This window comes from Victivallis lenta, assembly GCF_009695545.1.
Classification (GTDB): Bacteria; Verrucomicrobiota; Lentisphaeria; order Victivallales; family Victivallaceae; genus Victivallis; species Victivallis lenta.
This window is the reverse complement of the sequence record NZ_VUNS01000006.1, coordinates 40,988-63,513: the sequence shown is the minus strand read 5'-3', so window position 1 is coordinate 63,513 and position 22,526 is coordinate 40,988. Positions and strand designations below refer to the sequence as shown.

The 22,526-nt window shown below is 65.3% G+C and carries 17 protein-coding genes; 9 read left to right on the top strand and 8 right to left on the bottom strand.

Going from position 1 to position 22,526, the window contains the following annotated elements:
* Positions 1-14 precede the first annotated feature (14 nt).
* On the bottom strand, positions 15-785 hold the full coding sequence (locus FYJ85_RS07530) for a hypothetical protein (RefSeq protein WP_154417672.1): 771 nt from the start codon (positions 783-785) through the stop codon (positions 15-17).
* 245 nt (positions 786-1,030) lie between these two features.
* Here FYJ85_RS07530 and FYJ85_RS07525 point away from each other — a divergent pair, with 245 nt between their 5' ends.
* The 6 genes from FYJ85_RS07525 (at position 1,031) to FYJ85_RS07500 (ending at position 12,494) form a co-directional block, all read left to right on the top strand.
* Entirely contained in the window at positions 1,031-1,558 is a 528-nt protein-coding gene (locus FYJ85_RS07525; protein ID WP_206213029.1) for a DNA-deoxyinosine glycosylase, read from the top strand.
* 52 nt (positions 1,559-1,610) lie between these two features.
* Positions 1,611-4,871 carry an exodeoxyribonuclease V subunit gamma gene (gene recC / locus FYJ85_RS07520; protein WP_158703854.1) on the top strand — a complete coding sequence of 1,087 codons (3,261 nt, stop codon included), beginning with the start codon at positions 1,611-1,613 and terminating at the stop codon, positions 4,869-4,871.
* Positions 4,868-8,383, top strand: coding sequence for a UvrD-helicase domain-containing protein (locus FYJ85_RS24280; RefSeq protein ID WP_154417668.1), 3,516 nt, complete (start codon positions 4,868-4,870; stop codon positions 8,381-8,383). Before recC ends, FYJ85_RS24280 begins: the two co-directional genes overlap by 4 nt.
* Complete coding sequence (gene recD, locus FYJ85_RS07510; RefSeq protein WP_154417666.1) at positions 8,380-10,218, top strand: exodeoxyribonuclease V subunit alpha; 1,839 nt, start codon at positions 8,380-8,382, stop codon at positions 10,216-10,218. The genes FYJ85_RS24280 and recD overlap by 4 nt, the downstream gene beginning before the upstream one ends.
* A 117-nt stretch (positions 10,219-10,335) precedes the next feature.
* Positions 10,336-11,604, top strand: a complete 1,269-nt coding sequence (locus FYJ85_RS07505) for an alpha/beta hydrolase family protein (protein WP_154417664.1) — start codon at positions 10,336-10,338, stop codon at positions 11,602-11,604.
* Positions 11,605-11,678: 74 nt separating this feature from the next.
* Entirely contained in the window at positions 11,679-12,494 is an 816-nt protein-coding gene (locus FYJ85_RS07500; RefSeq protein WP_154417662.1) for an ABC transporter substrate-binding protein, read from the top strand.
* Positions 12,495-12,562: 68 nt separating this feature from the next.
* Here FYJ85_RS07500 and FYJ85_RS07495 read toward each other — a convergent pair whose 3' ends face one another.
* The 7 genes from FYJ85_RS07495 to FYJ85_RS07465 all read right to left on the bottom strand — a co-directional run bounded on the left by FYJ85_RS07495 (position 12,563) and on the right by FYJ85_RS07465 (position 18,557).
* Positions 12,563-12,838, bottom strand: coding sequence for an Lrp/AsnC family transcriptional regulator (locus tag FYJ85_RS07495; protein WP_106052847.1), 276 nt, complete (start codon positions 12,836-12,838; stop codon positions 12,563-12,565).
* A 243-nt stretch (positions 12,839-13,081) separates the two neighbouring features.
* On the bottom strand, positions 13,082-14,578 hold the full coding sequence (locus FYJ85_RS07490; RefSeq protein WP_158703856.1) for a UDP-N-acetylmuramoyl-L-alanyl-D-glutamate--2,6-diaminopimelate ligase: 1,497 nt from the start codon (positions 14,576-14,578) through the stop codon (positions 13,082-13,084).
* 99 nt (positions 14,579-14,677) lie between these two features.
* Positions 14,678-16,054, bottom strand: coding sequence for a UDP-N-acetylmuramoyl-tripeptide--D-alanyl-D-alanine ligase (locus tag FYJ85_RS07485; protein WP_154417660.1), 1,377 nt, complete (start codon positions 16,052-16,054; stop codon positions 14,678-14,680).
* Positions 16,047-16,640: a hypothetical protein gene (locus tag FYJ85_RS07480; protein WP_154417659.1), complete on the bottom strand. Its 594-nt coding sequence runs from the start codon at positions 16,638-16,640 to the stop codon at positions 16,047-16,049. Before FYJ85_RS07480 ends, FYJ85_RS07485 begins: the two co-directional genes overlap by 8 nt.
* A gap of 104 nt (positions 16,641-16,744) precedes the next feature.
* Positions 16,745-17,185 (bottom strand): hypothetical protein, encoded by a 441-nt coding sequence (locus FYJ85_RS07475; protein ID WP_154417657.1) that lies wholly within the window; start codon positions 17,183-17,185, stop codon positions 16,745-16,747.
* Positions 17,182-17,472: a hypothetical protein gene (locus tag FYJ85_RS07470; protein WP_154417655.1), complete on the bottom strand. Its 291-nt coding sequence runs from the start codon at positions 17,470-17,472 to the stop codon at positions 17,182-17,184. Before FYJ85_RS07470 ends, FYJ85_RS07475 begins: the two co-directional genes overlap by 4 nt.
* 92 nt (positions 17,473-17,564) lie before the next feature.
* Positions 17,565-18,557 carry a glutamate--tRNA ligase family protein gene (locus FYJ85_RS07465; RefSeq protein WP_154417653.1) on the bottom strand — a complete coding sequence of 331 codons (993 nt, stop codon included), beginning with the start codon at positions 18,555-18,557 and terminating at the stop codon, positions 17,565-17,567.
* Between the two features lie 225 nt (positions 18,558-18,782).
* Between FYJ85_RS07465 and FYJ85_RS07460 the strand changes: the two genes are divergently transcribed.
* Genes FYJ85_RS07460 through FYJ85_RS07450 form a run of 3 tightly spaced genes read left to right on the top strand, consistent with a single transcriptional unit; the run spans position 18,783 to position 22,403 of the window.
* A complete protein-coding gene (locus FYJ85_RS07460; RefSeq protein ID WP_154417651.1) occupies positions 18,783-19,655 on the top strand; it encodes a hypothetical protein in 873 nt (290 codons plus the stop codon).
* Between the two features lie 4 nt (positions 19,656-19,659).
* Positions 19,660-20,457: a hypothetical protein gene (locus tag FYJ85_RS07455; RefSeq protein WP_106052854.1), complete on the top strand. Its 798-nt coding sequence runs from the start codon at positions 19,660-19,662 to the stop codon at positions 20,455-20,457.
* Complete coding sequence (locus FYJ85_RS07450; RefSeq protein ID WP_154417649.1) at positions 20,454-22,403, top strand: hypothetical protein; 1,950 nt, start codon at positions 20,454-20,456, stop codon at positions 22,401-22,403. Before FYJ85_RS07455 ends, FYJ85_RS07450 begins: the two co-directional genes overlap by 4 nt.
* The last annotated feature ends 123 nt before the right edge of the window (positions 22,404-22,526 follow it).

Sequence of the window (22,526 nt, the reverse complement as noted above, 5' to 3'; positions counted from 1 at the left end):
GAGATTCCGGATATTCAGAAGGCGGGCAGAAGCCCCCCCGGAATCAGAACGATCCCCAGGATGAGCGCGACAGTCCTGACTTGCCCGCATCGCTTCTCATCCTCGCCGCGTGTCACCCCGAACCAGGCAAACACCAAAGCGGCAATCCAGCCGGCTGATATCCAGACACCGGCCAGAATGCCGAGCCCGGCGACAAGCCAGTGCGGAAAACGCCAGAGCGCCCCGGAAGAGCAGGGACTCAGAAAACAAGTCAGCAGCAGGAGCCCTTCTCCGATAACCGCCGCCCATGCCAGATCGGTCCAGAAGCTCCGGGCCGGGAACGCCAGCGACAGGAACGAACGTCCCGGCTCCGGCTCCGGCGAAAGGAGAGTGCCGAACACGGCGAAAGCCCAGCCGCAAAGCTGACCGGCAAGACTCCCGGCCACCCATCCGGCATAGACGGCTTCACTGGAACGGTAATCGAAAGACAGAAGGCCCGGATTCCAGAAAACCAGGCTCCATCCGGCCAGACCGCCGAGGAACCATCCGCCGGTCACGGCCGGAAACACGGCTGCCGCCAGCCAGGAAAGCGGAAAACGTCTTCCCTTCCCCGTCCGGAGAAGCAGCGCGGCCGCCAGGCCCGCCGCCCCGCCCGCCGGCACAAAGGAGAGCGGTTCTCCGAACTTCCCGGCAAACGCACCGCCGGAAAAGAGCCGGGTCTGCGGCGCGATCGCGGCGGCGGCAAACGCACCGAACAGCACGCCGCCGGTCAGGACTCCCGGTGAACGCAGAAGAAACGCAGCCATACCGTCCCCCTTTCATCGTGTTTTTGCAAAAACGCCCCATCCGCAATATAACCGGATCTCGCGGCGATACAAGTGTGGATTTGCATAAAAATCCGGTTCGATGTATGTTAAATACAGAAAGAAATCCAAACGGAATCCGGGAGAATTGTGATGTTCGCCTTCGCCAGACAGTTCGTCCGCGCCCCGCAGCCCGGCGGAAAAGCCGGAACCGCTCAACCGGCCGCCCGGCCGAAGGAGCTGCTCCGATGAATGCGGAAGAGCTCAAACGGTCGTTCCCGCCGATGGTCGGCGAGAAACCGCGGGTGCTGATCCTCGGCTCGCTGCCGGGGGAGGAGTCGCTGCGGCAGCAGCAGTATTACGCCTACAAACACAACGCCTTCTGGCCGATCATGGGGAAGCTGCTTGATTTCGATCCGTCCCTCCCCTATGACGACCGGCTCGAATGCCTGAAGGCCGCCGGGGTGGCGCTCTGGGACACGATCGGGGCCGGGCGGCGGAAGGGGAGCCTCGACGTCCATATCCGGGACATCGAGCCGAATCCGGTCGCCCGGCTGCTCGCCGAGCACCCAAGCATCGGCTTCATCGGCTGCAACGGCACCAAATCCCACGCGCAGCTCAAACGCAGCGCGCCGGAGCTGTTTGCGGAAGCGCGCCTCACCATCGTGCAGCTCCCCTCGACCAGCCCGGCGGCGGCGGCGCTGCGGTTCGAGGAGAAGCTCGCGGCATGGCGGGCCGTCGGGGATTTTCTGCAAAAATCCGGCGACCCGGATTGAAAAAGAGCCCGCGCTCCGGTATATTCCCACCGGTAACAGCGAGGGAGTTTTTGTGAAATTTTACCTTTATACGGGCAACAAGCTCGAGCGGCTGGCGGAGAAGTTCATCTCGCTCGTCTGCGGCTCGCTGCCCGCCGACGTTTTCACTCCCGAAACAGTGGTGGTGCAGACGCAGGGCATGGCGGCGTGGCTGAAGCTGCGCATCGGGGACTCCGGCCGGATCGCCGCGAATTTCGACACGCCGTTCCTGGTCAACTTCATCAACCGGACGCTCGAAGCGGTCTTTCCTCAGTTCCGGGCCGACTTCGAGCGGTTCTCGACCGAACTCCTGCCGTGGAAAATCTGCCGGATTCTCGAACGGGAGCCGGAGCGCTACCCCGAGCTCGCCGCCTACCTGTCGGGACCGCAGGCGGAACTGAAGCGCTGGCAGCTCGGCTGCCGGATCGCCGACCTCTTCGACCAGTACCAGATCTACCGCCCGAAAATGCTCGAGGAGTGGCGCGCCGGAAACCGGCCGGAATGGAATGATGCCGACTGGCAGAAACGGCTGTACCTGGAGCTGCGCGGCGGACATAAGGGGCGGGAACACTATTTCTCCGAATTCTTCCGGCTGCGGGCGGTTCCGCCCGGCGCGCTGCCGGAACGGGTCACGGTGTTCGGGGTAGGCACGATGCCGCCGCTTTTCCTGGACTTCTTCCTGAAACTCTCGGAGTTCACCGTCGTCAACTTCTTCTACCTGAATCCGAGCCGGGAGTATTGGAGCGAACAATATTCCGACTTCGAAGCGGCCCGCCTCGTCGCGCGGGACGGCGGGACGCTCGAGCAGTTCCACGACGGCAACCCGCTGCTGGCCTCCTTCGGCGCGCAGGGGCGCGAATTCTTCCGCCATATGGCCGGAATGCCGGAGGTGATCCACCCGGAGGACGGCGAACTCTTCGAACCGTTCCTCGAAACTTCCGGCGACGGTCCGGACGATTATGTGAACCCGACCCGTCTCACGGCGCTGCAGCAGGACATCCACGCCATGTTCCGCCGCGGCCCGGAACCGGACGGCGAGATCACCGGACGCCGCTTCGACTTCCCCCCGCAGGACCGCACCATCCGCGTACACAACTGCCACAGCGCGCGCCGGGAAATCGAAGTGCTTCACGACCAGCTGCTCGAACTGCTGGAAGATCCGGAGCTTCAGCCGCGCGACATCATCGTCATGGCGCCCGACATCAACACCTACGTGCCGTACATCCGTTCGATCTTCGGCCAGGGACCGCTCAAAAACGTCTACGCCGTCTCCGACCGCAGCCTGCGCCGGACGAGCCGGATCGCCGACGCGTTCTTCGAGCTGCTGAAGCTTCGCCACAGCCGGTTCGAAGCATCGAAAGTGCTTGACCTGCTCCATGTTCCGGCCATCCGCAGCCGGTTCGGAATCGAAGCGGCCGACCTTGACCCGGTCGCCGACTGGATCGAACGCGCCGGCATCCGCTGGGGAGTCGACCGCAACGACCGGCTCGCAAACTGCACGGTCGGTTTCGAGGAGTATTCATGGCGGCAGGGACTCGACCGGCTGCTGCTCGGTTTCGCCCGCGAAACGGTGCCGGGGGACCTTCACTCGGACGGGCTCCTGCCGCTCGAAGCGGTGGAGGGAAGCAGTTCCGTCCTGCTCGGCAGGCTCGTCTCTGCCGTCGAGCGGATCTCCGCGCTCCGCCGCGACTGCGCCGGGAGCCGGCCGCCGCAGGAGTGGAGCGAGCTGCTGCTGAAGGCGCTCGACGAGCTCTTTCTCCCCGCCGACGAGGAGTTCGACGAATTCTCCGCACTCCGCCGCGCCGTGCAGCTACCGGGGCGGCAGGCTGCGGCGGCCGCCTACGATTCTCCCGTACCGGTCGACGTCATCGAAGACGCCGTCGACGCGGCGCTCTCCCCGGCGGGACGGAACGACCCGTTCCTGCGCGGAAAAATCACCTTCTGCTCGCTCGTGCCGATGCGGAGCATTCCGATGAAGGTCGTGGCGATCGTCGGTCTCAACGACGGTGAGTTCCCGCGCCGCGACCTCAAGCTCGGTTTCAACCTGATCAGCCGGAAGATCGCCCCGTGCGACCGTTCCCGCCAGGCCGAGGACCGCTATCTGTTCCTCGAGGCGATCCTGTCGGCCCGCCGGAATCTGCTGCTCTTCTATCAGGGGCAGACCGCGCGCGGGAACGACGAGTTTCCGCCCGCGATCCCGCTCGGCGAACTCATCGCCTACCTGAAGAAAAGCGCTCCGTTCGAGGAGACGCGCCACCGCCTGCAGCCGTTCGAATTCAGCTACTTCGACCGCAACAATCCGAACCCCGACGCGCGCTCCCGCTCCCGCGAGAACTTTGAGGCGGCCGAGACGCTGCTCGCCTCGCTGCGTCGCGGCCGGCCGCCGGAACCGGAGGCGGTGCCGCACCTCGAACCGGCCGGAATTGCGGCGATTTCACCGCAGGAGCTCGAACGCTTTTTCACCAATCCGTGCCGCTGGTTCCTGAACAACCGCGCCAACATATTCCTGTTCAACGACGAAGAGGACTCGGGAGACGTCGAGCCGACGCCGGAAAGCGTCGACCGTCTGCAGCAGTACCTGCTCAAGACCGAAATCGGCGCCTTTACGCTCGACGAACTCGACCGCGACACCCAGTACCGGCTGCTGCGGCGCGGCAACCGCCTGCCGGTCGGTCACGGCGGCGAGCTGCTGTTCGACGAAATTTACGGGACCGTGCAGAAACTGCCGCAATCGTGGCGCGACGCCCTGCGGAACCGGGTTCCGATGACCGTCAGCCTCGAATCGGGGCAGCTGCGCATTGCCGGAACCATCGAAACCGCGCCCGACGGCCTCAGCCAGCACCTGCTGTTCTATTCGGGGCTCAAACCCAAATACACGGTCCGCGCCGGGCTCCGCCATCTGCTGTTGTCGCTGATGCAGCGGGAGCCGGTGACCACCCGGCTTCTGACCTTCGAACGCGGAGAACCGAAAGAACATCGGCTGGATGCCGTCAGCCGCGAAGAGGCGCAGTCGGTCCTGAATACCTATCTTGCGCTTTTCCTGGAGGGGCAGCAGACTCCGCTGCCGTTTTTCGAAAAGGCCTCGCAGGCCTGTTTCGAGCGCGGGCTCGAGGCTGCCCGGCGCGCGTTCACCTCCTCCTGCAAGGCCGGCGGCATCACCGGCGACCTCGACGACCCGGCCGTCCGCCGCTGCTACGGCCCCGACTCCTTCGACGACCCCGGCTTCACGGAGGCGCTCGAACGGTGCGCCCGGATTCTGCTCGGCTCGCTTGAACTGAAGGAGGTCGAACCGTGAACGAGCGCCCCGATTACCTCGATTACCGTCTCGACGGCTGGAACCTCATCGAAGCCGCCGCGGGAACCGGAAAAACCTATACGATCCAGAATCTTGCGGTCCGTTTCCTGCTCGAGCGGCGGCTGCCGATCCGCTCGCTGCTGGTCGTGACCTTCACCGAGGCCGCCGCCGCCGAATTGAAGGAACGCATCCGCGCGGTGCTCGGCACGATGCTCGACGCCGCGACCGGAGCGGAGCCGGCCTCGGAGCGCGAACGGCTGCTTCTGGAGCGGGCGGCCGAAGCAGGCGTGCCGCGCGAAGCGTGCGCCGGGCTGCTGAAAAACGCCCTGAGCAGCTTCGACGATGCAGCGATCTCGACCATCCACGGCTTCTGCGCCCGGGTGCTCGGCGAGAACGCATTCGAGAGCGGCGTCCTCTTCCGCAGCGAACTCGTGAAAGACACTTCCGGCATGATCGCGGAACTCGGCATGGACTTCTACCGCCGCATCTTCTACGCGCCCGGCCCGAAGCTCCGGAACGCAATGGCCGAAGCGGCCGGGATCACGCCGGAAAGCCTGACCGGGCCGGCAAAACTGAAAGCCGCACACCCGGAGCTCGTGATCCGGACCCCGCTCGCCGGAACGGAAGAGGAAGCGGAACTCATTCTGCGGGAGGCGGAATCGATCATTTCCGAGCTGCAAAACGCCGATCTGGCGGGCGCACTGGCCGAAGCGGCTCCTTATCTGAACAAACTCGGCAATTTTGCAGCGGCCGACGCACCCGCCGCGGCGGAGGCGGCGCTGCGGAAACCCGATACGGCGGAGGCCCTCAAATGCCTGTCCGGTCTCGGACTGTCGGTTCTCGAAACCAAAGTGAAGAAACGGCTGAAGGGAACGACGCCGGAGGAGGTGAAAGCGCGCCTCGCCGCCGGACCGTTCCGGCTGGCGGACCGGCTGGCGGAGCTGGTCCGCGACTACGGCAACGCGCTGAAACTCGCGGCGGCCGCCTTCATCCGCCACGGCTTCGAGCAGCGCCGCAAACGGGAAAACCTCCAGACTTTCAACGACTTGCTTCAAGAAGTGCACCATGCGCTCCACGCTGCTTCAAGTCCGCTTCCCGCCGTGCTGCGGCAACGCTATCCGGTCGGAATCGTCGACGAGTTTCAGGACACCGATCCGGTTCAGTATGAAATCTTCACCTCGATCTTCCGCCCGCCGGAGGGAACGCTTTATATGGTCGGCGACCCGAGGCAGGCGATTTATGCGTTCCGCGGCGGCGACATCGCGGTCTACCGCCGCGCCGTCCGCGAGCTCGAGGCCGCCGGAGGGAGAAAATATACGCTGACGGCCAACTACCGTTCCGCCGCGGCCATGATCGCCGACGTCAACACGCTGTTCCACCGGCACGCCGATCCGTTCGCCGATCCGTCCATCACGTTCCCGGAGGTTCGCGCGCCGGAACCGGCCCCGGCGCTGCTCCGGAACGGAGTGCCCGAAGCGCACCCGCTGCGGATCATCCGCCTTCCCGATGCAAACGAGGCGGAGTGCCGCAGCCGGACCGCCCGCGCCGTGCTCGAGCTGCTCAGCGACCCCTCGCTCGCTCTGCCGGGGCGCGGCGAATCCGGCATCCGTCCGCGCGACATCGCGATTCTCGTCCTTCGCGGCTACGAAGCGGAGCTGCTTGCGGCGGAGCTGCACGCGCTGCATATTCCGGCCGTGTTCACCCGGACCGGGAACATCTTCGACTCGGAAGACGCGCGCGAACTCCTGACCGTCCTCCGCGCCGTAGCGTCGAACGACGTGCGCCGGCTGCCGAACCTGCTGGCCACCCCGATCGGCGGCATGCCGGTCGCGGCGATCGCGGAGCTCCAGACCGAACGCGGCGAGCGGGAGCTCGCGGAGGAACAGACGAAGCTGCGCGAACTGCAGACGATCTGGGAGAACGGCAGCTTCATCGAATTTTTCAATGCGCTCCTCACGGCGCGGCAGGTGCGCAAGCGTTATCCGGCCCTGCCGCGCGGCGAACGGAAGCTGACCAACCTCCTGCAGCTCGGCGACCTGCTCGAGCAGGAGTCGGCCCGGCGCGGGCTCTCCCCGGCCGGAGTCGCCGACTTTCTGGCTGAACGGATCGCCGATCCGGACAAAGGCGACGGCGAGGAGTATCAGCAGCTTCTCGAAACCGACCGCGAAGCGGTTACGCTGATGACGATCCACGGCAGCAAGGGACTCGAATTTCCGATCGTCCTCCTGCCCGGGCTCCATCTCGGCGATGCGGAGAAGCGCGCGGAGCTGTTCCACAACGCCGGCGGAAAGCTAGAATACGATCTCACCGATTCGCCGGAGGGAAAGCGGAAAGCGCAGGACGAACGGCTGCAGGAGCTTCTGCGCCTCGCCTACGTCGCCGTGACCCGGGCGAAACACCACTGCCGCATTTTCTGGGGGAAAGGGCCGAAGGCGACAGCGCCCGACTGGCTGTTCCGCATGCGCGAAGCGGGGGCCCGGGGAACTTCCCCGGTCCAGGCGCTCCTCGCCGACCCGCCCGAGCCGCAGATCCCGGCCGAACTCCTCGACCCGGAGACGGCGCCCGAACCGCCGCCGTTTTACCGGCAGGACCCGGGCGCGACGCTTGAGCTTGAGCTGCCGCCGGTCCGGCTCGGCATCGACTCCGGCTGGCAGTTCGTCAGCTACTCGAGCCTGAGTCCGCAGGGAGGCGCCGACACTCCATATGATTATGACGAAAAGGAACAGGAACCCGGCACACCCGGAGAACTGCCCGACGGCGGCATCTTCGCCGTCCGCGGCGGAGCGGCGGCGGGCAACGCCTGGCACCGGATCTTCGAACTCGCCGACTTCAGCGCCGGGGAGGAGGAGCTCCGCGCGCTCGCGCTGCCGCAGCTGACCGATTTCGGGCTGCTGCGCGGCGGCGAAGATCCGGAGGAAAAGCTCAAGCTTACGGTCCGAATGGCGCAGGATGTGTTCCGTTCCCCGCTCCGCGGCGCGGACGGCGTCGCGTTCCGCCTCGCGGAAGTGCCGCGGCGCGAACGGCTCTCCGAGCTGGAGTTCGCCTACCGCTTCCGCTCCGGTTTCACAACGAAGCAGCTCCGGAGACTGCTTGAGTGCTATGCGGCCGAGCGGTTCGGCCTCTGCGAGTGGCCGGTCTGGAACCGTACCGTCTCGGGCGGCTGCCTGAACGGATTCATCGACCTCTTCTTCCGCCACCACGGACGTTATTTCATTCTCGACTGGAAGTCGAACCGGCTGGGCGGCAGGAGTGCGAACTTCCTGCCGGAGCGGCTGCCCGCCGCAATGGCCGGGAGCTTCTATTTTCTTCAGTACCTGATCTATACGGTCGCCGCGGTCAAATATCTGCGCATGCGCCTCGGCCGCTTCGACGAGGCCGAATACGAGTCGCTGTTCGGAGGAGTTTTCTATCTCTTCGTCCGCGGCGTGTCGCCGGACCATCCGGGCCGCGGCGTCTTTCACGACAAACCGCCGTACGAACTTGTGCGCCAACTCGAGGAGCTGATCGGATGAGCAGGATTCATTTCGCCGCAATCGAAGGCTTCGAAGCGATCGACGCCGTATTCGCGGACTTCCTCGAACGGCTCTCCGGCAGACCGCTGGCTGCCGAGCTTGCCGCCGCCGCCGCACTCGTCTCGCGCGCGGTGCGCGAAGGACACAGCTGCTGCCGCCTCGAACTCTGGGCCGGGCAGCAGCTCGGCGAAGGGGAGAACCGGCTCACGCTCCCCGGGCTTGACGGCTGGCTCGCCGTGCTCCGCCGCCCGGAGTTCCGGCCGCTCGTCGCGGAACCGACCGCGCCGCTCATGCTCGACGAGGCGGGAAGGCTTTATCTCAGGCGTTATTACGACTGCGAAAAACGTATCGCCGGTGAAATCCTCCGCAAACTCGACAGGAGCGTCCCGCCGCCGGAACTGCCCGCCGGCGCGCTGGCCGGGCTCCTCCCCTACTTCGCAGCCGCGGCGGACCGGCTCTGGGTCGATCACCAGCAGCTCGCCGTCTACACCGCCATGTCAAACTCGTTCTCGATCATATCGGGCGGTCCCGGAACCGGCAAGACCACCGTGGTGGCGGCGCTGCTCGCGCTTGAACTCGAACGCAATCCGGAGCTCGCCGTGGCGCTCGCCGCGCCGACCGGCAAGGCGCAGGCGCGTCTTGCGGAGTCGCTCGCAAGCGGCGTCGGCCGGCTGAACGTCTCCGATACGGTCAAATCGCGGCTGCTTTCGCTGCCGAGTTCGACCCTGCACCGGCTGCTCGGCATCGATCCGCGCGGCAACTGCCGGCACGACCGCCGGAACCCGCTGCCGTGGGACCTGGTCGTCGTCGACGAGTGCTCGATGGTTCCGCTGCTGCTGATGGGGAAACTGCTCGATGCGCTGCGGCCGGAGTGCCGTCTCGTCCTGCTCGGCGACAAAGACCAGCTCGCGTCGGTGGAAGCCGGCGCGGTCCTCTCGGACCTCTGCGATGCGGCGGAACTGAATGCGCTCCGGCCCGACGCGGCGGAGGCGTTCCGGCGCCAGACCGGCTGGCGCGTCGCGTCCGCCGATGCGCGGCCGCTCTCGGGGGCCGTCGCGGAGCTCACCGAAAATCACCGTTTCGCCACGGCGGTCCATATCGGAGAATTCAGCCGGGCGATCAAAGAGCTCCGGCCGGAGGACGCTCCCCAACTGGCCGGGCGGATCGCCCGGTGCGATGCGCCGGACTTCCTGACCCGCGATATCCCGACCGGCGAAATCGAAGCCCGCCTGAAGGAGCTGCTGCGGATCCCCGTATACAACGAATTCGCCATGAACGATCTGCGCCGTCTCGCGGAGAGCGGGGAAGAAACCAATATCGAACACGCGTTCGGAATCCTGAACTCCTTCCGGCTCCTCGGCGCAATGCGGAGCGGAAAACGCGGCGTCGAGGCGCTGAATGCCGCGATGATGAAGCTGCTGGGTCATCACGGGCTTCACTCTCCCGGCGTTCCGCTGCTGGTCACCCGGAACGACCCGAGGACGGAACTGTACAACGGCGACATCGGGCTCGTCGTCGCGGACCCGTCCGCGCCGGGAGCGGTCCGCGTCCGTTTCCCGAACCGGGCGCGGAGCTTCATTCCGGCAGAGCTGCCGGAACACGAGGCGGTTTACGCCATGACCGTGCACAAGTCGCAGGGGTCCGGTTTCCGCAACGTGCTCTTCGTGCTGCCGGACGAGCCGGGACCGCTCCTGACCCGCGAACTGCTCTACACCGCCGTCACCCGGGCGGAAGAGCGGGTCGAACTCTGGGGAAGCGAAGAGGTCATCACCGCGGCGCTGCAAAACAGGACCGTCCGCCAGTCCGGGCTGGCCGACCGGCTGTGCGAATCCTGATTTCCGCAAAAATCCGGCCGGAACGGTTTGCGTTTTGCACCTTCGCCGGATATACTATTTCCGGATTCATTCGATGAAGGCGATCAACCGAAACCTATGGAAAGAGCAGTCAACATCATGCAGAAGAACAAAATCATCCGCCAGGCGCTTCCGCTCGTCCCGGCCATGCTGCTGGCCGGGTGCGCGGGGCTGAGCCAGTCGCCCGCCCATCTCGAACCGGCTTTCTGGAAAGGGGAACCGCCCGATGCGCTGGTCAGCCGCAACGGCCGGAAAATCGACTCCGCCGCCGCATGGATGGAAATTCGCCGCCCCGAACTCCTGCACCTCTTTTCGACCACTGTCTACGGCAAGCCGCTGCCGGTGCCGGAGGGTATCGAATTCAGAGTGCTCGAGCGCGACGACAACGCCCTCGGAGGCAAGGCGATCCGCATTCAGGGCGACATTCTCTGCAAGGGGATCGACCAGCCGAACCCGTTCCGGCTGCTGCTCTATCTTCCGAAGAACGCCGGAGGGCCGGTTCCGGTCTTTCTCGGACTCAATTTTCAGGGAAATCATTCGACGACCTTCGATCCGGCCGTCCTGATTCCGGAGTGGAACCCGAAACCGCGCCCGCGCGGCAACCGGGCCGACCGGTACGACCTCGATCTGCTGCTCGACGCCGGGTACGGCCTGGCGACGATCCACACCGCCGATATCGAACCGGACCGGCCCGATTCGTGGAAAACCGGCGTCCGCCGCGCCTACCTTGCCGACGGCGTGCAGAAAAAGGACGATCCGGGCACGATCTCGACCTGGGCGTGGGGGCTCTCGCGCGGACTCGACGCACTGCTGACCATCCCGGAGGTCGATCCGGACCGCGTCATCGTCTGGGGACACTCCCGTCTCGGCAAGACCTCGCTCTGGGCGGCGGCGACCGATCCGCGCTTCGCGGCGGCCGTCTCGAACGATTCCGGCTGCGGCGGCGCATCGCTGACCCGCCACATCGTCAGGGACGGCAAGAGCGAAACGCTCCGGAAGATCATCGAGGTGTTCCCGCACTGGTTCGCCCTGAATTTGTCGGACTACATCGACCGCGAAGAGGCGCTCCCGGTCGACCAGCATGAGCTGCTGGCGCTGGTGGCGCCGCGCCCGGTCTATGTGGCGAGCGCGGAGAGCGACGTCTGGGCCGACCCCGAAGGCGAATTCCTCGCCGCGCGCGAAGCGTCGAAGGTCTACCGGCTCTTCGGCCGCGCCGGCATTCCGGAGGAGGCTCCCATGCCGAAGCTGCACGAACCGGTCGGCGAAGGCATCGGCTATCACATCCGCGCCGGAGAACACAGTGTGCACAGTTTCGACTGGGCGGCGTTCGTCGATTTCATGAATGCGAACCTGCCCCCGAAGAAATAAGAGCTTCCCGGAGGCCCGTTTTCGCGGGCATCCGCTTGCACCCGGAGTTTTCCCATGATACATTATCCCGCATCATGAGAAAACTCTTTTATTTTTTCGTCTGCCTTCTCCTCTTCTGGGCGGCGGGCTGCGGGGAAGAGAAAACCGCCGGGCCGGAACCGGCGGTGCGCTTCTATTCCGCCTCGTCGGCGGCGTCGCACCTGCTGCTGAAGCTCGGGGCGGCCGATGCTCTGGCCGCGGTCGATCGATACGGCAGAGCGGTTCCCGGCGCGGAACGGATTCCGGTTGCCGGAAGCGGCTCCGCCGTCTCCATCGAAAAGCTGGCGGAACTCGGCGTCAGCCGCGCGTTCGTCTGGTATTACCAGACGAACCTGAAACAGCTGCTTGAGCAGCACGGCATCGCGGTGACCGTGCTTCCGGCCGTCCGGCTCGCCGATTACCCCGGGCTTGTCCGCACCGTGGCTTCCGCGGCGGGGAAAAATGCGGAAGGAGAAGCGCTGATCGCGGAATTCCAGACGCAGCTCGATGCGACGCCTCCGGCGGGCGGAGAACGGAGGCGGGTTTATTTCGAGCTTTATTCGCCTTACAAATGCGCCGGCGGCGACTCCTATTTCGGCGACCTGCTCAAGCTCGCCGGGGCCGAAAACATCGGCGAAGCGCTTCCGACCGGACCGGTCAGCCCTGAGTATCTCGTGCAGAGCTCTCCCGAAGTGATCCTGTTCCTGGCGGAGACGGAGTCGGCTGAAACCATCGCCGGCCGCCCCGGCTTCGCGGCGCTGCCGGCCGTCCGCTACGGACGGATTCACCGGGTGGAACGCACCCGCGTGCTTGAGGGGGTCGATCCGGCCGAAGCGGTCCGCTACCTGCGGCGGCTGATCCGCGACCGGTAAAAAAAAGGGCTCTCCCCGCAGGAAGGCCCCGGTACATCGGGCGGCGGAGCCGCCCTCTATCATGATGGCTATTCGGCCAGAAAAATCTTCTCCAGTTCGTGCTTGCTGTAAGCGTTGAGGGTAACCAGGGTCTTCGTATGGATGATGCCGTTGATATCGTGAGTCATACGGGTAGCGATGATTTCCGCCAGTTCGGCGTTGCTTTTGACGCGGATCATGACGACAAGGTCGTATTCGCCGGCGACGCTGTAAACTTCGGAGACTCCTTCAATCCTCATGAGATCTTCGATGACGCTGCGAATCATAGCCCGCTCGACATTGACCAGAACGATGCCTGTAACCATTTGCCCAATCTCCTTTTGGTTGATCCCGGGGACCCCGGAGCGGCTCCCCTTCACTCCTAACTATAATCGGCTCCGACCGGAATGCAAACGCATTTCGCACAAAAAATCAAAAAAGAAGTCCGAAATAAAAAAACGCGATTCCGGACTCCCCGGAAAGCCGCGGAACATTCACGCCCGCCGGATAGCCGGAAGCGGCCGCCCGGGGCTTTCCGGAACAGCCGCTTCGCATATGCTCCCGCCGGCTTACGGCTGCGGCTCCCCGCGTTCTCCGAGAGAGGAAAGCACCGTCTTGACCACTTTCCGGTCGTCGAACGGATGGCGCACGCCTTTGATCTCCTGATAAGTCTCATGCCCCTTGCCGGCGATCAGGACGGCGTCGCCGGGTTCCGCCAGCTCCAGCGCCCGCCGGATGGCCAGAAAACGGTCCGGCTCGATCTCATACGCGGCACCTTCCGGAATCCCGGCCGCAATCTCCCGGATGATCGCCTCCGGCTCTTCGCTGCGCGGATTGTCGCTGGTCAGGATCACAAGATCCGCCTTCTCCGCCGCCGCAAGTCCCATGCGGGGGCGCTTCAGGTGGTCGCGGTCCCCGCCGGCCCCGAACACCGCAATCAGGCGGCGCGGCGTGATCTTACGCAGGATTTCGAGCACATTGCTCAATGCGTCGTCGGTGTGCGCGTAATCGACGTACACGGCATATCCCTTCCGGCTGTTGATCCGTTCAAGACGGCCCGGAACGCGGATTTTCACCGCGAGCGCGCGGTTGATCTCCTCCGGCGTCAGGCCGAATTCGCGCACGGCCAGTATCGCGCCGGTGAGGTTGTGGATATTGTGGCTGCCGATCAGGTTCGAACCGACGTCGAACGCCTCATCGCGCCCTTCGAGCCGGAACCGGACCCCGTCTTCCGGCAATTCGACGTTCGTGATACGCCATTTCGCCTCGGCATCGGCACTGCCGAAGGTGATGACCCGGGTCGTGTCGGCCAGCTCGTCGGCCAGCCGCCGGCCGTAACGGTCGTCGACGTTGATGACCGCCGCCCCCTTCGGGGAAAGCTGCTCCGTGAACAGACGCTTCTTCGCATGATAATAGTGCTCCATGTCGCGGTGATAGTCGAGATGATCGCCCGAAAGATTCGTAAAGACCGCCACCCGGAACACGGTTCCGGCCACCCTGCCCTGATCGAGCGCATGGCTCGAAAGCTCCATCGCGGCGGCGGCCAGCCGGTTCCGACGCATCTCGGCCAGCAGCGGAAACAGCACGCCCGCCTCCGGCGTGGTGCAGTCGGCCGGACGCACGATTTTGCCGTCCCGCGTCTCCACGGTCGAAATAAGTCCGCACGAACGGCCGCCCGCGCGCAGCAGATGCTCGATCATATAGACGGTCGTCGTTTTGCCGTTGGTGCCGGTAACGCCGAAAAGCGGCAGCTCCCGGTCCGGGCAGCCGTTGAATTCCCGGCAGCAGCGCGCATAGGCCAGCCGCGTGCTGGTCACCATCAGATAGGTCGTATGCGGCGCGTAATGCGAAAGCGGATGCTGATGGATCACCACCTGGGCCCGTGCCTTGATCGCCGCGTCGATATAATTGTGTCCGTCGCTGACCGTGCCGGGAATTGCGACGAAAATATCGCCCGGCAACACCTTACGCGAATCGTTGACCACTCTCCCGCGCGCGGAATCGCCGTGGAAACCGCGCCGGGCGATCAGAAGCTCGCCCAATACCCGTTCAAAAGATAAAATCACCGGCATACCTCCCTTCGCAGCGGAGCGGCGGGCGGCCTTCGGGCCGCATTGCCGGAAACCGGCCGCCGTTTTCCGCTTTCTCCATAGTCACTTCGATGTTCAGCGCGCCTCTTCCGGCAGCGCCGCTTCGACGCCGATCCCGCGCGACCCCTTGGCAAAAACGAGGTCGCCCGGCTTCGCTTCCGCCGTCACCCGCCGCGCATCGGCGGCGGAGGCGAAATGCTCGCCGCCGCCCGCATTGCGGAAACCGTCGCCGACCGTCACGATCCGCGCGCCCGGAAACAGCCTGGCGGCAAGCCCGTAAATCTCCCGGTGCGCCGCTTCGGATTCAGGCCCGAGTTCGCGCATTTCCCCCAGCAGAAGAATCAGCTTCCCGGGGTCGGCAAACTCGGCCAGATGCTCGAATGCGGCGCGCATGCTGCCCGGGTTCGCATTGTACGCATCATTCAGATAGGTCACTCCGCCGCTCCGCACAAGTTTGCCGCGCATGCCGGGCAGGACGGTCCGTTCCAGCCCCTCCGCAATGACGGCGGGCGCGATTCCGGCGGCCAGCGCCGCCGCCGCGGCGGCAGCCGCGTTCACGGCCTGGTGCCGCCCGGTCAAACTCCACGAAATTTCGAACCGTTCGCCGTCCGCGAAACGGAGCTCGAACGAACTGCCCTCGAGCCGGCCGCCGCAGTAGTGCGCTTCGACGGCGCAGCCGCTTCCTTCCCCGAAACGCAGCAGCCGGAACGGCGCCGCCGCCTCCGCCAGCACTTCGACGGCCGGGCAGCTTCGCGGAATCACCGCCGTTCCGTCCGCCGGCAAACCGCTGAAAATCCGGCTCTTCTCGCGGGCGATCCCCTCTAGGGAGCCGAGAAACTCAAGGTGGCACGGCGCAATCGAATTGACCAGCGCCACCTGCGGCAGCGCGCAGCAGCTCAGGGGTTCAATCTCCCCGTGATGGTTGGTCCCCATCTCGATGACCGCGAACCGGTGCTGCGGCTGCAGCCGCAGCAGATTCTGCGGCACGCCGACCTGATTGTTCGTATTTCCGACCGTGTAGAGCACCCGCTCCGCGCCGGCGGCGGCGGTGAAAATCGCGCGCAGCATCTCCTTGACGCTGGTTTTGCCGACGCTGCCGGTGACCGCCGCAACCGTCAGCTCCGGGAACCGCCGCCGGTGCAGCCGCGCGATTCCCTGATAGCTCCGCAGCGGATCGGCCACAGCGAGCACCGGAACCGGGCACGGCTCCGGCAGCCGGCCGAGCTTCGACTCCGCGACGCAGAGCGCGGCGGCCCCGGCGGAGACCGCCGCCGGAAGAAAGTCGTGCGCATCGAAATTTTCGCCCGAAAGCGCGATGAAAAGCCGCCCGGAACCATCCTGCCGCGTATCGGTGAATACGCCGGAGACAGCAGTCCCGCGCCCGTCCGTCCAGCGGCCGCCGGCGCCCCGCGCCAGCTCCTCCGCGGAAAATGTCACGGCAGAATCACTCATTGATGTTCAGAACGTTGCGGACGGTATCGCCGCGGAAGATGACCCGAACCGTTGCGGTCGGACTGATCCAGTAAATCCAGGTTTCGTTGCGCAGATTCGGCGTGCGCACGGCAGGCGGCGGCCCGTAGGCGAGCATGACTTCGCGCCGGTTCATCCCGGCAACGACCTGCCCGGCCCTGATCCGTTCAAGCGTGGCGGCAGGAATATCTTTTGTCAGCTCCTCCGGCAGTTCGGTCGTGAAGGTCTGGGCGATGAAGTCGCGCAGCGAACAGAGCCGGTAGCCCGGATCGAAGTCGATGGTGTACTCGCGCCCCGAAAGGTCGCGGAACGTCAGCTTGCTCCTGCCCGTGATATAGCTGTAACTCGTGCCGACCGGCTCGATCTCGCTGCCGAGCGGCAGGAAGGTCCCCTGCTGGATGTTCAGGCTGCTGATTTCGGCCGGATTCAGATACCAGAGGTTGTAGCGGGTGTAGATTTTCTGGTCCTGCCGCTGCTGAAGCACCTCGGACATCACAACCGGATCGGCGCAGCCGCCGAAGAACAGCGCGGCGCAGACCGCGAACATGGCAAGCATCAATCGACGCATGAAATCACTCCGTAAAAGTTTTGAAATTCCATAACAGGCACACACCTGCATAATCTATTCCCGATTGGCCGTTTTGGCAAGTCCCGGCCGCCCGGAACGGCGCATTAAATTGTAAAAACATAGCCGTAGAGCACGCCGGACGCCCGGTCGTAGCCAATCCAGAGCCGGCCGGTCCCGGTTTCCTCCAGCTTCTCCGGCGGATTCCACCAGACCAGGGGTCGGGGCGGTTCGCCGGGAGACGGCAACTTTCCCGCAGCCGCTTTCACTTCCCAGAGCTTCGACAACTGTTCGTATTCGTCCGGTGCAATCCGACAGGAAAACCAGCACGCCGTATCCGGACCGGCATCATAAGAAAAGACATTCAAAGCACGAAGATCGCCGGGAATCTCCAAACGGCAGCGAAGCAGCAGACGGCGCGCCTCCGCGTAAGAGGCTTCACGCTCCACTTCAAGAAAAGCGGAAACCTCCCGAAAAAACCATCCGGCACAGAAAGCCCCGGCTCCCAGCAGAAGAAAAGCGGCGCAGCAGATGAGCCGGCGCTTCATTTCCCCGACTTTTCCCGGCCGGGAAGCTCCCACTTCGGCAGGTCGATTTTGAACGGTTTCGGGAACGGTTCGGGCATCCCGGTCCTGGGCGGCTCCGCAGTCCGGGGGGCGGAGAATTGCTCCGGCTCCGGCTCCGGCGAAAGCGGGGCGATCACCGCATATTCATCCTCGCGCCGGACTTCGATCCGGCGGCCGCAGCTCGGGCACTCCGCAAACATGCCGATCCATGACTCCTCCGCCTCGATCTTCTGCCGGCAGAACACACACCTGAATTTAAACGTGGACATTCGTCTGATCTCCTTGCGTCATCTCGTCTAAGCATATACCCGGCCGGCGCATTTTTCAAGCGTCCCGGCGAAAAAGGCCGGGGATTTCCGTCTCATTCCGCCCCCAGCAGCCGCAGGGCGGCGCCGTCCAGACAAGGTTTGCGGCCGCGCAGCGCGGAGAGATCGAACCGCTCCAGCAGCTCCGGAAGCGTCAGCTCCTCCCCGAACTCGGCCCAGCCGCCCCAGAAGGCGAGCAATCCGAGCACGGTTCCGGGACGTACGCCGCGCTCAAAGAGCGACTCCAGCGTCAGGCTTCCGGTCCGTTTCGCCAGCCGTTTTCCGTCCGCGCCGGTCACGACCGGCAGGTGGCAGAATTCCGGCAGCGGAAACTCCGGCGCGAGCGCGCGGTAAAGCAGAATCTGCCACGGCGTGCATTCGAGCAGGTCGCCGCCGCGGACCACCTCGGTGATCCGCATATCGATGTCGTCGGTCACGACCGCGAGCTGGTAGCCGATTCCGTCCGGATGGCGCGCAATCGGGAAATCGCCGTAGGTCAGAGCCGGATTGACCCGCTGCCCGCCGCACAGGCGGTCGCGAAACACAACCTCCCGGTCCGGAACCCGGAAGCGCCAGGCGGGCAATCTTCCGCTGCTGGCCAGCGCGCGGGCGGCCTCGGCGTAATCGGCGAAACGCCCCCGGCAGCGGCCGTCATACATGCGGCAGTCGCCCGCATGCGGCGCCGCCCCGGCCTGCCGCGCATCTCGCCGGGAACAGACGCAGGGATAGACCAGCTCCTGTTCGAGCAGCCGGTCGAGCGCGCGGCGGTAAAGCTCCGCGCGTTCGCTCTGCCGGTACGGCCCGTGCGGACCGCCCGCCCGATAGCCTTCGTCCCACTCGAGCCCGAGCCGGAGCAGATCGCGGCAGTTGCCTTCGATGACGGCCGGATCACGCCCGTGTCCTTCGATATCCTCGATGCGCATGACGATCCGGCCGCCCCGGCTCCGCACCGACAGCCACGCGACGAGAAAGGTCATCGCATTGCCGAGATGGAGCGGCCCGGTCGGACTCGGGGCGAACCGCCCGCGTATTTCCCGTTCCTTATTCATGATTGCAGATTTATCGCTCCCGCCGGGTACATATACCATAAACTCCCGGATTTTCAAGCCGGGGATCTGAGATTTCAGGCTGAAATCCGGACCGACCCGCGCTCCCCGGCCGGACGGAAATCCGTGCGGTTTCATTACAATCCTGCAATCTTCCATTGACAGCGCCGGATTCCGCGGCTATACTTTCTGCATCGACCATACAGTTTGAAAACAAGGGACCCATTCATGAAAAGAACCTTCGCCGCCGCCGCGGCGCTGTCCGGAACCGTATGCTTCGGAATCCTCTGGCTCAACAACCTGATCAGTGCCCGGCGCTATTATGCGCTGCTGTTCCGGGGAGAATACACGGACCGCTTTCCGCCGGGCTTCGCTCCGCTGCTCGACTGGAGCACGGTTGACGTTTCGACCGTGACCACCTTCATCCCGTTCTTCGGTTTCGTCCTGATCCTGTACCGGATTTTCCGGCCGGCGGAGGACCCGGGGTGTCCGTTCTTCCCCGGATACGACCGGTTCAACCTCGCGCTCGGGCTGCTCGGCACGATCTGGGGCATCATCCTGGTCGGTTACTATCCGGCGGAGCAGATCACGATCGCGGCGCTGATGCGCTGCCTGCACACGGCCATGTTCTCGACACTGGTGGCGGTAGCCTGGGTCATGGTCCTGATGCCGGCGGCGGTGCTGCCGCTGCTGCGAAGCTGCCGCGGAAGCGGGCCGGAGGACGAACCCGAGCTCGACCGGCTCATCGGCCGGATCTCCGCCGGGCTCGCCGCCGCGACGGAGGAGCTGCGCAGCAGCACGGCGGAATCGGCGCGCTTCCGCGCCGGACTGGCCGAAACCGCCGGCGCGCTCCGCGAACTGCGGCAGAATGCCGCCGCCGGGCGCGAGGCCGAAACCGCCTGGCAGAAGAGCGCCGCCGAAACGCTGAACGCGCTGGCGGAGGCAATCCGCAGGCTCGACCTCCACCAGCAGCGGCTCCGGGAGGAAAACGGCCGGCTCTCCGCCGAGAACGCCGAGCTGAACCGCCAGCTGACCGTCAGCGAAGACACGATCCGGGAGCTCCGGCAGACCATCGAACAAATCCGCAGCGCATTGAGGTGACGTCATGGCTTCCCGACTCTCTTACCGGACGCGTTCGAAGCTGCTGAAGCTCCTGCACGGCGAATCCGCCGCGAACAGCGAAGAGCACGAACTGAACGCGGTCTTTCTGCAGATCACGCTGGCGATCATGCTGATTTTCATGATCACCTTCTTTCTCTTCATGGAGAAAACCGGCGGCGAAATCAACCGGCTCGACGAACTCCGCGAGCAGCTCGATCTCGCCCGGCGCGAGAAACTCGCCAATGCGGTCGACCGCACGGCCGAACGCTACCGGGTCCGCTACGGCCTTACTCCGTTCCTGCGGATCGATCCCGACAGCGGCCGGAAAAGCTACGACCTGGCCGGAATCATCCGCGACGGAGCGCTGAGCGGCGAGGAAAATCCGAGATTGTCGTTCCGGCAGGGCGGACAAAACGCCTGCCTCGATTACTCCGCCCCCGACGTCCTCCAGGCCGAATGGGAGAAGCAGACGCTCGGACAGGCCGGAATCGCCGCCTCCGATCTCGGGGATGCCGACCGGCTCTGGCTGAAAGAGCAGCTGAAACTCCGGATCGGACAGCTCAGAAATGAAGTTTCCGAAGTTCAGACGCTCGCCGCCGCCACACTGCAGGAGCATATCGCGCAGCATCCCGAAACCGTCACCGACCCGGAACTGCGAAAACTGCTCGCCCGCATCAATGCCGAACCGGACGGCGAAACGAGACGGTATCTGCTGACCGAACTGGCCGGGCGGCTGAACGCCTTCGTCCGCAGCGAACTCAAGCGGATCAGCGGAGCGCCGATGCTGGAGGAACTGCCATGAAACGCCTGATTCCGTCCATTCTCGCCGCCCTGCTCCTGCCGCAGCTTTTCGCCGCCGCCGTGCCGGAGGGCGAAAGCCGCAGGCTGCTCGAACGCCAGACCGGACTGCTCTCGGCGCGGCTGCTCTACGGCGAAGCCGAAAAGCGCTGGCTTGCCGAACTGATGCCGGAAGCGGCCGAAACCCTCTACTCCGAAATGAAGCGGAAACCGGCCGAATGCGCGTCGCGGGCCGCGGCGCTCAAACGCATGGAGCCGCGTTTCGCGGAACTGCTGGCGGAGAGCTACCGCGACATGGCCGAACATGTGCTCGCGCCCTTCCGGGAGAAATTCTCCGCCGAACAGGCGGCGGCCTTCGGCCAGAAGTCCGCACAACTCATCGCGGAGAAGCAGAAAAAGGAGTTCCCGGCCACGTTCGAGGCGGCACGCAAACGCCTCGTGGACGAGCAGCGCGCCGAACTGACGGACAGGATCTATCCGACCGAAACCGAGCTCGAAGCCGACGACGATGCCGCGCTGACCCGCAAACTTCTGGAACGCTTCACGGCGCGCCGCAAGACCCCGCTCTGGGAGGAGCTGCTTCCGCGGCTCGGAACCGAACTGGTCGCCCCCGTCCTCCGGTCGGCCCGCGCCCAGCAGAAGCGCCAGCTCGACCTCGCCGCCCGGCTCGAACCGGACACGCGGCTCTGGGACCCGGCCGCGGCCGAAGCGGAACTTGAGCAGAAACTGAATGCCGAAATCGCCGGCTGGAAGGAGGAGAAACGCTATGCGCTCTTCCCCCGCACCCGGCAGCTGATCCGCAGCCGCGCCGGCCGTCTGCCGCAGGAGCGCGCGATCCGCGCGCTGCAAAAACCGGCGGCGGCGGCGGATTACGCCGCGCTGCTCGCCCGTGACCCGGCCGCCCACGCCGATCCGGCGGAGAGCTTCCGGCAGTACGAAGCTCTTTCCGGCCGGGCCGCCCTCGCGGCGGCGGCAGAGCAGCTTGCCATGCCGGAACAATACCGGAAAACGCTCGAAACCGATGCGGAGGTCAAACGCGCGCTCGCCCGGCGGTTCGAAACCCTGAAACCGGAGTTGCAGAAGCACCGCAACGAATTCGCGGCCAGGCAGCTGCAGGAACGCTTTCCCGCCGTCGCCGGCGGCAGTTACCGCCCCTCCCCCGAAGCGATCGAAGCGTTCCGGGCAGATCCGGCGAAGCTCCCGGAGCTCCCCGGCGAAGCCGCCCCGGGTCTGCTGGCCGAAAGCCGGACGCTGCTGAAGCAGAAGCTGACCGGACTTCTCGCCGCCGGAAATGCGGAACTCTCCGCCCAGCTCGCCGCCGTCGACGCCGAATACGACGCCGTCGTCGCGGAGATGGAGAAGATGCAAAGCAGCGCCTCCTCATCCTGGCTCGCCCGCTGGTTCGGCTCGAAAAACGGCGCGGTCGACCTCGAAACGATCCGCGGCAGTTACGGCAGGCGCGTCCTGGCCGCCTTCCATGCGGGAACGGAACGGCGCTATCCGGAGCTGTTCCCGAAAGCAGCGGCGGAGATCGAGCTGCGCTCCCGCGCGATCCTGCAGCGGCTGAACACCCCGCCCGAAGCGTCAGAGCCGTCCATCCCGCCGCCGGAAACGGTCAAAACCCGGGTCTGGCGAATCCGCATCGACGCAGAGGCTGAAGTGCTGACCATCCGCCTGAAGGAGCGCGCCTTCAGCGGTTCCCTGAAGCCGTCCGAAGCCGAAGCGACGGAGAAGCGGCTGACCGCCGAAGTCGTCCGCGCCCTCGAAGAGCTCTGCGATGAAGCAGTCCAGAACACCTCCGCGCCGCAGAAGCTCACCGTCCGGCTCGAAGTCGTCGGCGGCCGGATCTACTACCGGTTTGTGGCGGAGCTGCGGGAAGCGCTGAAGAATGCGCTGAAACAGACCGGCGCCTCCGTCGAAGACGGACTCCGTACCGGAAAAGCCGATTAACCTCAGTACCGTCACGCCGCAGACGCCGCGGGAGCCGGAGAAGGACGAAATGCCCCTCCGGCTCCCGCGGCGTCTGCGGCGTGACAGGATCAGAGCTGATGAGCCGATTTTCCGGGACTGGAC

Excerpts from the sequence above, each read along its gene's own strand:
- FYJ85_RS07485 (WP_154417660.1), bottom strand. The coding sequence starts at position 16,054 with ATGAGTGATTCTGCCGTGACATTTTCCGCGGAGGAGCTGGCGCGGGGC.
- FYJ85_RS07530 (WP_154417672.1), bottom strand. The coding sequence starts at position 785 with ATGGCTGCGTTTCTTCTGCGTTCACCGGGAGTCCTGACCGGCGGCGTG.
- FYJ85_RS07470 (WP_154417655.1), bottom strand. The coding sequence starts at position 17,472 with ATGTCCACGTTTAAATTCAGGTGTGTGTTCTGCCGGCAGAAGATCGAG.
- FYJ85_RS07500 (WP_154417662.1), top strand. The coding sequence starts at position 11,679 with ATGAGAAAACTCTTTTATTTTTTCGTCTGCCTTCTCCTCTTCTGGGCG.
- FYJ85_RS07475 (WP_154417657.1), bottom strand. The coding sequence starts at position 17,185 with ATGAAGCGCCGGCTCATCTGCTGCGCCGCTTTTCTTCTGCTGGGAGCC.
- FYJ85_RS07505 (WP_154417664.1), top strand. The coding sequence starts at position 10,336 with ATGCAGAAGAACAAAATCATCCGCCAGGCGCTTCCGCTCGTCCCGGCC.
- FYJ85_RS07450 (WP_154417649.1), top strand. The coding sequence starts at position 20,454 with ATGAAACGCCTGATTCCGTCCATTCTCGCCGCCCTGCTCCTGCCGCAG.
- FYJ85_RS07455 (WP_106052854.1), top strand. The coding sequence starts at position 19,660 with ATGGCTTCCCGACTCTCTTACCGGACGCGTTCGAAGCTGCTGAAGCTC.
- recD (WP_154417666.1), top strand. The coding sequence starts at position 8,380 with ATGAGCAGGATTCATTTCGCCGCAATCGAAGGCTTCGAAGCGATCGAC.
- FYJ85_RS07495 (WP_106052847.1), bottom strand. The coding sequence starts at position 12,838 with ATGGTTACAGGCATCGTTCTGGTCAATGTCGAGCGGGCTATGATTCGC.
- FYJ85_RS07525 (WP_206213029.1), top strand. The coding sequence starts at position 1,031 with ATGAATGCGGAAGAGCTCAAACGGTCGTTCCCGCCGATGGTCGGCGAG.
- FYJ85_RS07465 (WP_154417653.1), bottom strand. The coding sequence starts at position 18,557 with ATGAATAAGGAACGGGAAATACGCGGGCGGTTCGCCCCGAGTCCGACC.
- FYJ85_RS07480 (WP_154417659.1), bottom strand. The coding sequence starts at position 16,640 with ATGCGTCGATTGATGCTTGCCATGTTCGCGGTCTGCGCCGCGCTGTTC.
- FYJ85_RS07460 (WP_154417651.1), top strand. The coding sequence starts at position 18,783 with ATGAAAAGAACCTTCGCCGCCGCCGCGGCGCTGTCCGGAACCGTATGC.